The sequence below is a fragment of the Streptomyces sp. LMG1-1-1.1 genome (assembly GCF_040815545.1).
Classification (GTDB): Bacteria; Actinomycetota; Actinomycetes; order Streptomycetales; family Streptomycetaceae; genus Streptomyces.
This window is the reverse complement of the sequence record NZ_JBFPNH010000080.1, coordinates 1-8,487: the sequence shown is the minus strand read 5'-3', so window position 1 is coordinate 8,487 and position 8,487 is coordinate 1. Positions and strand designations below refer to the sequence as shown.

At 72.8% G+C, this 8,487-nt stretch carries 8 protein-coding genes; 6 read left to right on the top strand and 2 right to left on the bottom strand.

Features of this window, described 5'->3' with window-relative positions; genetic code table 11:
- A partial coding sequence (locus MRBLMG1_RS34900; RefSeq protein WP_367828171.1) for a helicase C-terminal domain-containing protein occupies positions 1–1,114 on the top strand: 1,114 nt, incomplete at its 5' end.
- 60 nt (positions 1,115–1,174) lie between these two features.
- On the top strand, positions 1,175–2,815 hold the full coding sequence (locus MRBLMG1_RS34895) for a DNA repair helicase XPB (RefSeq protein ID WP_367828170.1): 1,641 nt from the start codon (positions 1,175–1,177) through the stop codon (positions 2,813–2,815).
- Between the two features lie 89 nt (positions 2,816–2,904).
- Here MRBLMG1_RS34895 and MRBLMG1_RS34890 read toward each other — a convergent pair whose 3' ends face one another.
- On the bottom strand, positions 2,905–3,087 hold the full coding sequence (locus MRBLMG1_RS34890; RefSeq protein ID WP_367828169.1) for a hypothetical protein: 183 nt from the start codon (positions 3,085–3,087) through the stop codon (positions 2,905–2,907).
- 304 nt (positions 3,088–3,391) lie between these two features.
- Between MRBLMG1_RS34890 and MRBLMG1_RS34885 the strand changes: the two genes are divergently transcribed.
- Together MRBLMG1_RS34885 and MRBLMG1_RS34880 are read left to right on the top strand one after the other, a co-directional pair.
- Entirely contained in the window at positions 3,392–5,344 is a 1,953-nt protein-coding gene (locus MRBLMG1_RS34885) for a HelD family protein (protein WP_367828172.1), read from the top strand.
- 161 nt (positions 5,345–5,505) lie between these two features.
- The gene (locus MRBLMG1_RS34880; RefSeq protein WP_367828168.1) at positions 5,506–6,537 is read left to right on the top strand and encodes a saccharopine dehydrogenase family protein; all 1,032 of its coding nucleotides are present in this window, start codon (positions 5,506–5,508) and stop codon (positions 6,535–6,537) included.
- Between the two features lie 25 nt (positions 6,538–6,562).
- On the opposite strand, the gene MRBLMG1_RS34875 is transcribed toward MRBLMG1_RS34880, so the two are convergent.
- Positions 6,563–7,315, bottom strand: a complete 753-nt coding sequence (locus MRBLMG1_RS34875) for a helix-turn-helix domain-containing protein (RefSeq protein ID WP_367828167.1) — start codon at positions 7,313–7,315, stop codon at positions 6,563–6,565.
- A 253-nt stretch (positions 7,316–7,568) separates the two neighbouring features.
- Here MRBLMG1_RS34875 and MRBLMG1_RS34870 point away from each other — a divergent pair, with 253 nt between their 5' ends.
- Positions 7,569–8,234, top strand: a complete 666-nt coding sequence (locus MRBLMG1_RS34870; RefSeq protein WP_367828166.1) for a DUF4097 family beta strand repeat-containing protein — start codon at positions 7,569–7,571, stop codon at positions 8,232–8,234.
- A gap of 30 nt (positions 8,235–8,264) precedes the next feature.
- On the top strand, positions 8,265–8,487 hold a 223-nt coding region (locus MRBLMG1_RS34865), incomplete at its 3' end, for an ATP-binding cassette domain-containing protein (RefSeq protein WP_367828165.1).

The window sequence follows — 8,487 nt, the reverse complement described above, 5'->3', positions numbered from 1 at the left end:
GGCGCCGACGGACCTGCGGTCGCGGCTCGCGCGCTGGACGCTCGCCGAGGCCGAGCTCCTCGGGCTGACCGGGCGCGGCGCCCTGTCGGCGCCCGCCCGCGCGCTGCTCAACCTGCCGCTCGCGGAGGCCGCGACCCTGGCCGACCACGGCGGCGGGGTGGAGCTGACGGTGGCCGCCGCGCGGGCGGCGACCCTGCTCGCGCCGCTGCTCCCGGAGGCCGTCGACGACGTCCTGCTGCAGGCCGACCTGACGGCCGTCGCGCCGGGCCCGCTGCGGCGTCCGCTCGCCGACGCGCTGTCCGTCCTCGCGGACGTGGAGTCGAAGGGTGGCGCCACGGTCTACCGGTTCACGCCCGGCTCCGTACGGCGGGCGCTCGACGCCGGGCAGACCGCGTCCGACCTGCACTCCTTCCTCGCCGCGCACTCCCGCACACCCGTGCCGCAGCCGCTCGCGTACCTGATCGACGACGTGGCGCGGCGGCACGGTCACCTCAAGGTCGGGGCCGCGTCGGCGTATCTGCGCTGCGACGACGACGCGGTCCTCGGCGAGATCCTGGCCGACCGGCGCTCCGCGCCCCTGGGCCTGCGCCGTCTCGCGCCGACCGTGCTCGCCGCGCAGACCGACCCGGCCTCGCTGCTCGCCGGCCTGCGGGCGATGGGGTACGCCCCGGCCGCCGAGTCGGCCGAGGGCGACGTCCTCATCACCCGCGCGGACGCCTACCGCACCGGCGCCCGTACGGCCCCGGTGCCGGTGCCCGACGGCCCGCCGGCCCCTGACTCCACGCTCCTGGGCGCGGCCGTGAAGGCGATCCGCGCCGGTGACCGGGCCGCGACGGCGGTGCGCAAGGAGCCCGCGGCGGCGACCGGCGCCGGCGCCCTGCCCCGTACGTCGGCCGCCGAGACCCTCGCCACCGTGCAGGCGGCCGCCATGACGGGCTCCACCGTCTGGATCGGCTACGTCAACGCGGACGGGGCCGCCAGCCAGCGCGTCATCGCACCGGTCCGCGTCGAGGGCGGCTTCGTCACCGGCTACGACCACACGGCCGACGAGGTCCGCACGTATCCGCTGCACCGCATCACGGGCGTGGCGGAACTCGCCGACGACCAGGTCTGACATCAGGCAGACTGGAGGATTGGCCGTCGTCGGAGCGGCCCGGGAAGGACCTGATCGCGCGTGAACGGACCCCTGATCGTCCAGAGCGACAAGACGCTGCTCCTGGAGGTCGACCACGAGCTCGCCGAGGCGTGCCGGCGGGCCATCGCGCCCTTCGCGGAGCTGGAGCGGGCGCCGGAGCACATCCACACCTACCGGGTGACGCCGCTGGGCCTGTGGAACGCGCGGGCCGCCGGCCATGACGCCGAGCAGGTGGTGGACGCGCTCGTCGAGTACTCGCGCTACCCCGTGCCGCACGCGCTGCTCGTCGACATCGCGGAGACCATGGCGCGGTACGGGCGGCTGACGCTGTCCAAGCACCCGACGCACGGTCTCGTGCTGACCAGCACGGACCGGCCCGTCCTCGAGGAGATCCTCCGGTCGAGGAAGGTGCAGCCGCTGGTCGGCGAGCGGATCGACGCGGACACCGTCGCCGTGCACCCCTCCGAGCGGGGGCAGATCAAGCAGACGCTCCTGAAGCTGGGCTGGCCGGCCGAGGACCTCGCCGGGTACGTCGACGGCGAGGCGCACCGGATCGACCTGGCCGAGGACGGCTGGAGCCTGCGCCCGTACCAGAAGCAGGCCGTCGACGGCTTCTGGCACGGCGGCTCCGGCGTGGTCGTGCTGCCCTGCGGCGCGGGGAAGACGCTGGTCGGCGCCGGTGCGATGGCGCAGGCCAAGGCGACGACGCTGATCCTGGTGACGAACACGGTCTCCGCCCGGCAGTGGAAGCACGAGCTGGTGAAGCGGACGTCGCTGACCGAGGACGAGATCGGCGAGTACAGCGGTACGCGCAAGGAGATCCGGCCGGTCACGATCGCCACGTACCAGGTGCTCACGACCAAGCGGAAGGGCGTCTACCCGCACCTGGAGCTGTTCGACTCCCGCGACTGGGGTCTGATCGTCTACGACGAGGTGCACCTGCTGCCCGCGCCGGTCTTCAAGTTCACCGCGGACCTCCAGGCCCGCCGGCGGCTCGGTCTGACCGCGACCCTGGTCCGTGAGGACGGGCGGGAGTCCGACGTGTTCTCGCTGATCGGGCCGAAGCGGTTCGACGCGCCGTGGAAGGAGATCGAGGCGCAGGGCTACATCGCGCCCGCCGACTGCGTCGAGGTCCGGGTGAACCTGACCGACGCCGAGCGGCTGGCGTACGCGACGGCCGAGGCGGAGGAGAAGTACCGCTTCTGCGCGACGACGGCGACGAAGCGGAAGGTCACGGAGGCCCTGGTGAGGAAGTTCGCCGGGCAGCAGATCCTCGTCATCGGCCAGTACATCGACCAGCTCGACGAGCTCGGCGAGCACCTGAACGCGCCCGTCATCAAGGGCGAGACGTCGAACGCGATGCGGGAGAAGCTCTTCGACGCGTTCCGGAACGGCGAGATCAACGTCCTCGTCGTGTCGAAGGTCGCGAACTTCTCCATCGACCTCCCCGAAGCGACCGTCGCCATCCAGGTCTCGGGCACCTTCGGCTCCCGCCAGGAGGAGGCCCAGCGCCTCGGCCGCGTGCTCCGCCCGAAGGCCGACGGCCACCAGGCGCACTTCTACTCGGTGGTCGCCCGCGACACCATCGACCAGGACTTCGCGGCGCACCGGCAGCGGTTCCTGGCGGAGCAGGGGTACGCGTACCGGATCATGGACGCGGACGAGCTGCTGGCGCCGTAGGGAGACCGGGCGTGGGGGCGTAGGGGTCCGTACGGGACGCGGGGCGGCGGCTCGCCGACCGGCGCCCCGTGAGTCGCCGACCGGCCCGGTCAGTCCCGGGTCGGGGCGTACACGGGGTGCGGGTTCCTGACGCCGGCCTCGGCCGGGCCGTGGTCACCGAGGAGGGTGACCGCGGCCGCGGCGCCGCCGAAGGCGCGTATCGCCCGCAGGGCGGTGGCGAGGCGGTGGGGACGGGGGACGGTGGTCACGAGGGTGAAGGTCGTCGCGGTCATGTCTCCATGATGGAATCCGGACATACCGAACACATCGGCCTGGGGGTGGAATCGGGGTCCGTCGTGAGACGGACCTCGCCCCCTAAGGGGAAAAGGGGTTCGCCGGGTGCCGGGGCCGGAGTTACACTTGCCGGCTTCCCCGCCTCCCGTTCGTGGAGCGCCGCCGTCCGGTCGGAAACCGGCGGCCACCTCGTCGTGTCCGCGTATCCACCTGCCCGGAGGCTTCACCGTGTCCGTTTCCGCATCCGACCCGCTCTCGCGGGAACGCGCCCATCTGGCCTCGTCCCGCTCCGCGCTGCGCGCGATGCGCGAGGACGTCGAGGCGCTCGACATCAAGGACGTCACGGCGAACTGGGTCAACTCGCTGGTGCTGGGGCGGCAGATCGAGGACCGCATCAAGGCGCTCGCCGACCTCTCCGGCACGCCGCTGTTCTTCGGTCGGCTCGACTACCTGCACACCACGCAGGAGGGGCAGCGCTTCTACATCGGCCGGCGGCACGTGCACGACGCCGACGGGGACCCGATGGTCATCGACTGGCGCGCCCCGGTGTCGCAGCCGTTCTACCGGGCGTCGAAGAAGGACCCGCAGGACGTCGGACTGCGCCGCCGCTTCGGCTACACGGGCGGCGAGCTCACCGCGTACGAGGACGAGCACCTGTCCGACCCGGCCGAGCTGGAGACCACGAGCCGGCTGCTCCAGGCGGAGATCGAGCGGCCGCGCGTGGGTCCCATGCGGGACATCGTGGCGACGATCCAGCCCGAGCAGGACGAGATCGTCCGGTCCGACCTGTCCGGGTCGGTCTGCGTGCAGGGAGGCCCCGGCACCGGCAAGACCGCCGTGGGCCTGCACCGAGTCGCGTACCTGCTGTACGCGCACCGCGAGCGGCTGGCCCGCACCGGCACCCTGGTCATCGGACCGAACCGGTCCTTCCTCCACTACATCGAGCAGGTCCTCCCCGCCCTGGGCGAGCTGGAGGTCCAGCAGGCGACGGTCGACGACCTCGTCGCGCACGTCGAGGTGCGGGGCACGGACGAGGCGGCGACGGCGGTCGTCAAGGGCGACGCCCGGATGGCGGAGGTGCTGCGGCGCGCGGTCCGCTCGCACATCGCCCTGCCCAAGGAGTCCCTCATGGTGGTGCGCGGTTCGCGCCGCTGGCGGGTGCCCGCGTACGAACTGGAGGAGATCGTCCAGGAGTTGATCGACCGCGACATCCGGTACGGCGCCGCCCGCGACGCCCTCCCGCAGCGCGTCGCGCACGCGGTCCTGGTGCGGATGGAGCAGGCCGGCGAGGCGCCCGACGACCGGGTGCAGAACGCGGTCGCGCGGAACCCCGCGGTGAAGGCCGTCGTGAAGGAGTGCTGGCCGGCGGTGGAACCCGCGAAGCTGGTGCTGCGCCTGCTGAGCGACCGGGAGTTCCTCGCGGAGCACGCCGAGGGGCTGCTCACGGAGGACGAGCAGAAGCTGCTGCTCTGGGCGAAGCCGGCCCGCAGCGTGAAGACGGCGAAGTGGTCGGCGGCCGACGCCGTCCTCGTCGACGAGGCCAAGGACCTGATCGAGCGGACGCACTCGCTCGGCCACGTGGTCCTCGACGAGGCGCAGGACCTCTCCCCCATGCAGTACCGGGCGGTGGGCCGCCGCTGCACGACCGGTTCGGCGACGGTCCTCGGCGACCTCGCGCAGGGCACGACACCCTGGGCGACGGGGAGTTGGGCGCAGGCGCTCGGACACCTCGGGAAGCCGGAGGCGGTGGTGGAGGAGCTGACCGCCGGTTTCCGTGTGCCGCGCGAGGTGATCGCGTACGCGTCCCGGCTCCTTCCGCACATGTCGCCGGGGCTCGCGGCGGTCGAGTCGGTCCGTGAGAACCCCGGTTCGCTGGCCGTCCGCCCCACGGACGACCTGGACGCGGACGTCGTCGCGGCCTGCGTCGAGTCCCTCGCCCACGAGGGCTCCATCGGCCTGATCGCCGCCGACGCCCGGATCGCCCCGCTCGCGGAGGCCCTGACCGCGGCCGGACTGCCGTACCTCTCCCCCGGCGAGGAGACCACGGCCGACTCCCGGCTGACCCTGGTCCCGGCCTCCCTCGCCAAGGGCCTCGAATACGACTACGTGGTCCTCGACGAGCCCGCGGCCGTCGTCGACGGCGAACCGGACGAGCGCACCGGCCTCCGCCGCCTCTACGTGGCCCTCACCCGCGCCGTCTCCGGCCTGACGATCCTTCACTCGGCTCCGATTCCGGCCCAGTTGGGCGCCTTGTAGCCCGTACGACCCTCGGGGGCAGGCCCCCTCCCGCCCCCGGCCCTGGGTCCTGGCGCATGTCCGAAACTGTGCGACGTGTGGCACTTCCCGCCCTCCCGCCGGGCGCCTGCCCCCGGCAAGATTGTTCACAGTTGAACGAACAAGGACGGCGGGAGAGAGCGATGACTTCGGGGCACGCGGTAGTGGTGTTCGGCGCGTACGGGCACACCGGACGGTTCGTGGTGGCGGAACTGCTGAGCCGGGGGTTCGTGCCGGTGCTCTCGGGCCGGGACGAGGGCAGGCTCCGGGCGCTCGCGGCGGAGCACGGCGGGCTCGACGTGCGGCCGGCCTCGGTCGACGACGCCGCCGCCCTGGACCGCGCGATGGACGGGGCGGACGCCGTGGTCAACTGCGCCGGACCGTTCGCCGCGACCGCGGCGCCGGTGATCGAGGCGGCGCTGCGGGCGAGGATCCCGTACGTCGACGTGGCCGCGGAGATCGAGGCGAACCTCGACACGTTCGCGCACTTCGCGGAGCGCGCGAAGGCCGCGGGCACGGTGGTCGTGCCCGCGATGGCCTTCTTCGGCGGCCTGGGAGACCTGCTGGTCACCGCGGCGATGGGCGACTGGGAGAAAGCCGACGAGGCGCACGTCGCCTACGGGCTGAGCGGCTGGCACCCGACCCCGGGCACGCTCGCCGCGGGCACCGTGTCACGGCAGCGCAGGGACGGCCGGCGGGTCGTGTTCGGCGACGGGCGCGTGCAGTACCGCGACGACGCCGCACCGACCCTGGAGTGGACCTTCCCCCAGCCGATGGGCGCCCGCCCGGTGATCGGGGAGTTCAGCATGGCCGACATCGTCACCGTCCCCAGCCACCTCGCCATCCCCGAGGTCCGCACCTACATGACCGTCGAGGCCGCCCGCGAGCTGGCGTCCCCGGACACGCCCGCGCCGACCGCGGTCGACGAGCGGGGGCGGTCGGCGCAGACCTTCCTCGTCGACGTCGTCGTCCGCTCCGGCGGCGAGGAGCGGCGCGCCGTCGCGAGCGGCCGGGACATCTACGCCGTCAGCGCGCCGCTCGCCGTGGAAGCCCTCCGCCACGTCCTCACGGGACGGACCGCGACGGTCGGCGTCGCCTCCGCCGGCGCGGCCTTCGACGCGCCCGCCTTCCTCCGCGACCTGGCCCCGCACGTCACGCTCGACCTGCTCGACTGACCCGCGGACGACCGCACACGGGCCCTCAGGACGCCTCCGGCTCCCCACCGGTGGCGTCCGGGGCCCTTTCGGGCTTCACGGAGAGGATCTCGCGGGCCTGCTCGGCGGCGCGCATGATGCTCTCGGAGACGAAGTCGAGGAAGCGGGCGACGTTCTCCAGGCGGGCCCCGGCGGGGGTGTCGGGGCCGAGGACGCCGACGCCCTCACGTGCGATGCCGACGATCTGGGCGGTGGACCGGGCACTGGCGACCATCGACTGGTACCAGATGTCGTCGTCGACGACGTAGCGGTCGCGGCGGCGGTCGTCGCGCTCCCGGCGGACCATGCCCTGGGACTCCAGGTAGGCGATCGCCTTGGAGATGGACGCCGGGCTGACCTGGAGGCGCTCGACGAGTTCGGACGCGGTGAGGCTGCCCGTGTCCGCGAGGGTCAGGCTGGCCATCACCCTGGACATCATCGCCGGCATGCCCGAGCCCGCGATGACGGCCGTGAACGTCTCCTCGTACGCGCGCATGGCCTCGGGATCGCGCCCGTGGGCCTGCGGGAGCGCCTCCCCGCTCCGGGGCGCGGCCTGCTTGCGGCGCTGGGCGCGGCGCTCGGTGGCGCGGTGGGCCAGCTCGGCGCGGTAGGCGGTGGGGCCGCCGTTCCGCATCACCTCGCGCGTGATCGTCGAGGTCGGCCGGTCGAGGCGGCGGGCGATCTCCGCGTAGGCGAGACCGTCGGCCAGACCCACTGCGATCTGCTGGCGCTCGGGCTGGGTGAGGCGGCCTCCCGGCATCGCGGTCTCCTTTGTGGTGCTTCGTGCTTCCTGGCGCCTCCAGCATAGCGTTCACCGCCATTTCATTGCAATGGACGCAGGGTTCGTTGTTGCATTACATCCAGAACCATTGCAATGAATTTGCCGCTCTGACCTGCAATTTCCATATCTCTACGCAACGAAGTCGTTGCCACAACCTCGAACGCAACGTAGCTTTTCCCTCATCGGAAAGAGCGGGCCGACAGAGAGCCCGCCGCTGAGAAGGAGAAAAGCAATGCAGAAGTTCGCCACCCCCGCCGCCATCGTCACCACCCTCGACATCCCGGCCGGCACCCTCCGCTTCATCGCCGCCGACCGCACCGACACCACCGTCGAGATCCTCCCCGCCAACGCCGCCAAGAGCCGCGACGTCAAGGCCGCCGAGCAGATCGAGGTCGACTACGCCGACGGCGTCCTGCGCATCGAGGCCCCCGCCCCCAAGAAGCAGCTCTTCGGCGACTCGGGATCCGTCGAGATCACCGTCCAGCTCCCCGCCGGCTCCCGAGTCCAGGCCAAGGCCGCCCTCGCCGAACTCCGCGGCGTCGGACGCCTCGGCGACGTCACCTTCGAAGCCGCCCAGGCCACCGTCAAGCTCGACGAGACCGCGAGCGCCCACCTCGCCCTCCAGGCCGGCGACATCACCGTCGGCCGCCTCGGCGGCCCCGCCGAGATCACCACCCGCAAGGGCGCCCTGCACATCACCGAAGCCCACCGCGGCACCGTCACCCTGCGCACCGACCACGGCGACATCACCGTCGGCGCCGCCCGCGGCGCCTCCGCCGCCCTCGACGCCGGCACCGCCTACGGCCGCGTCACCAACGCCCTCCGGAACGACGGCACCACCGACCTCACCATCAACGCCACCACCTCCTACGGCGACATCACCGCCCGCAGCAACTGACCCGTCCCGCCCTCCGAAGGAGCACCTGCCATGACCAACCCGGCCATCGCCGCACACGGGCTGCGCAAGTCCTACGGCGACAAGACCGTCCTCGACGGCATCGACCTGAACGTCCCCGAGGGAACCGTCTTCGCCCTGCTCGGTCCGAACGGCGCCGGCAAGACCACCGCCGTCAAGATCCTCTCCACCCTCGTCTCCGCCGACGGCGGCGAGGCCCGCATCGCCGGCCACGACCTCGCCACCGACCCCCAGA

Excerpts from the sequence above, each read along its gene's own strand:
- MRBLMG1_RS34890 (WP_367828169.1), bottom strand. The coding sequence starts at position 3,087 with ATGACCGCGACGACCTTCACCCTCGTGACCACCGTCCCCCGTCCCCAC.
- MRBLMG1_RS34885 (WP_367828172.1), top strand. The coding sequence starts at position 3,392 with ATGCGCGAGGACGTCGAGGCGCTCGACATCAAGGACGTCACGGCGAAC.
- MRBLMG1_RS34880 (WP_367828168.1), top strand. The coding sequence starts at position 5,506 with ATGACTTCGGGGCACGCGGTAGTGGTGTTCGGCGCGTACGGGCACACC.
- MRBLMG1_RS34875 (WP_367828167.1), bottom strand. The coding sequence starts at position 7,315 with ATGCCGGGAGGCCGCCTCACCCAGCCCGAGCGCCAGCAGATCGCAGTG.
- MRBLMG1_RS34870 (WP_367828166.1), top strand. The coding sequence starts at position 7,569 with ATGCAGAAGTTCGCCACCCCCGCCGCCATCGTCACCACCCTCGACATC.